1 protein-coding gene and 1 pseudogene are annotated in these 2589 nt (G+C 72.0%); one reads left to right on the top strand and one right to left on the bottom strand.

Annotated elements, in window-relative coordinates; genetic code table 11:
* The coding region (locus AB0M20_RS37355; protein WP_364305503.1) for a GGDEF domain-containing protein at positions 1–1106 on the top strand (1106 nt) is incomplete at its 5' end.
* On the opposite strand, the pseudogene AB0M20_RS37350 reads toward AB0M20_RS37355, so the two are convergent.
* Positions 1069–2589 (bottom strand): annotated as a pseudogene (locus AB0M20_RS37350) (hypothetical protein); the annotation flags it as partial. The gene AB0M20_RS37355 and the pseudogene AB0M20_RS37350 overlap by 38 nt on opposite strands.

The raw sequence follows: 2589 nt of genomic DNA, 5'->3' as shown, positions 1-2589 counted from the left end.
CTCATCCGGGCGCGACCACCGCCGATTGTGCAGAGGACACCCACGAGGAGGCGACGCTCATGGCGCTCGACATCCGCGACCGCCACGGCGCGTCGCGAGCGGTCGCCTACCTGCAGTTCGCGGCGTCACCGTTCGTGCTGCTCACCGGTGTCGTGCTGCCCGAAAACCAGCCCACGGCGATCCTGGTCGCCATCCTGGTCGTGTCGGTGACCTTCGGCGTCGGCGGCTGGCTCGCCTGGTCGCACCCCGACATCTTCTCCGACTACTTCTGGTGGGGGGCGCCGCTGTTCGCCACCTCCGTCATCACCGGCCTCAACCTGATGACCAAGGACGCCAGCACCGGTTCGCAACTCTTCTACCTCTGGCCCGTCCTGTACGCCGCGAACTTCCTCAGCCGCAGCGTCATCTGGCTGAACATCGCGGCCGTGATGGTCGGCGAGGGGCTGGTGTTCGTGGCGCTGGCGGCGAGAAACGCGTTCTCCGACTGGATCTCCATGTCGATCGCGTTGATCATGGTCGCGGTGGTCGTGGTCGCCCTGCGGGACCGCGCCGACAACCTCCGCCGCCGGCTCGAGGGTCAGGCGCTGGCGGACTCGCTGACCGGGCTGGCCAACCGGCGCGCGTTCGACGAGGCGCTGCAGCAGGCCGAGGAGTGGGCGGCGAGCACCGGCCGCCCGATCACCGTGGTCACCCTGGACCTCGATCACTTCAAGGGCATCAACGACACGTACGGGCACGCGGCCGGCGACGACGCCCTGCAGGTGGTGGCCGGCGCCATGCGCAAGGTCGCCAACCAGGACGACGTGCCGGCGCGGCTGGGCGGGGACGAGTTCGTGCTGCTGCTGCGTGCCGATCAGGGATCCGCCCTGCGCACCGTCGAGCAACTGCGCGCGATCGTCGCCGCGGACACCACCCTGCCGTCCGGCCCGCCCCAGCTGAGCATCGGCGTCGCGATCATGCCGGCGCACGCGAAGACCGTCGACGACCTGGTTCGCGCCTCCGACAAGGCGCTCTACGCGGCGAAGACCGGGGGACGTGGCCGGGTAGCGCTGGCGGGCACCCGTGCCGTCAGTCCGCCTGTTCGGGAGTCGGCTCCGGTTCGATGATCTCCCGCCGCATCCGCGGGTAGGGACCCCAGCCGTCGCGCAGCACGTGGATGTAGACGGCCTCCAGGCTGACGCCGATCCGCTCCACCAGATCCATGTCATCCTCCGGCCCGAGGCGCACGGCCCGCGCGAAGTGGTCCAGCGCCTCCATGTGCCGCCCCTGATCGAAACAGCTGCGCCCGGCGTTCTCGTGCACCACGCTGCGCAGCGGTTCCGGGGTCTCCGAGCTCGCCGCCTCCTCGAAGAGCCGGTCCGCCTCCCCGAAGTCCCCGCGCAACCGCAGCACGTGCGCCAGCTCGGCCTGCGCGATCACGACCGCCCGCGGCTCGCCGGACTGCATGGCGTGGGCTAGCGCCAGCCGGCTCGCCGCGGCTGCCATGCCCAGCTCGCCCAGCAGCCGGTACACCTCCGCCCGCACGCTGAGCAGGTTGGCCTTGGTGATGTCGTCCTGCTCGTCCGCGAGCGGCCCGTCGAGCCGGTCGCCGAGGGCGCGCAGCGCGGCGCGATCGTCGACGACCTCACGCAGGGTGCCGCCGTCCAGCCGCCAGCGGATGGCGTCGAAGTCGGCCGCCGACAAAGGCTCTTTCCCGGGTACGGCCGCAGCCAGGTCGGGCTGCGCCGCGAGGATCGGCACCCCGCCCGCGACCAGTTCCTGCTGCGCGTCTCCGGCGTCCGGCGCTGGGCTCGTCGGCTCTTCGGCCGCTGCCTCTGTTTGCGTCTCTGCCGGCTGACTGCCAGCCGCGTGCTTCTGCCCCTCGACGATCAGGGCCTGCTCCGCGGTCACGCCCCGGCCGTCGAAGAGGCCGCTGATGTCCATGTCGATGACGACGCCGTCAGAGGAATGCCGGGGACCGTTATCAACGGTGGAGCCGGTCTTGTCGGCATCAGAAGGGTTGTCCGGTGCAGTCGTGGTTTCTCCCGTGGAGCCCTTCTCGTCGGGAGACGTTCCCTTCGGCCCGAACCAGTCCACCTGCACGTTCTCGTCGACGTAGCGCCTCGGCTCCGTGTCCGGCCCGGCGATCACCAGACGGCCGATCGGCGCGGTGACCGGGACCGGGGGCGCGGGCCGCTCGCTCGGCGGTCCCACGATCGGCTGCTCGCCGGTCCGGCCGGCCTGGGGCCGTTCGTCCGGCGCAGGCTGCGAGGGTGCGTAGCCCGGGATCCGGAGCTGCTTCTCCGTGATCGGGCGCGGCACCGGAGTCGGCTCGACGCGAGGCTGGATCGGCTGCGGCGCGACGTCCGTGCGGCCCTGGATCGGCTGCGGCGCGGCGTTCGTGCGGCGCTCGACCGGCTGCGGCGCGGGCCTTCGCACCGGGAACTCTCCGGTCCCGGGCATGATCCGTGGGGTGCCGCGCACCGGGGTGTCTTCGCTCCATGGCGGGCGGTCGTCCGCCTGGGGGAAGAAGGAATGCGGCACGTCGGCCGGCGGCACCGTCGGGCGCGGAGCCTGCGGCTGCCCGTCGGGCGTGCCGGCACTCCAGCC

The organism is Actinoplanes sp. NPDC051633 (assembly GCF_040681735.1).
In the GTDB taxonomy this organism is placed as follows: Bacteria; Actinomycetota; Actinomycetes; order Mycobacteriales; family Micromonosporaceae; genus Actinoplanes.
The sequence above is the reverse complement of the archived record's forward strand: the minus strand, read 5'-3'. Positions and strand labels throughout refer to the sequence as shown.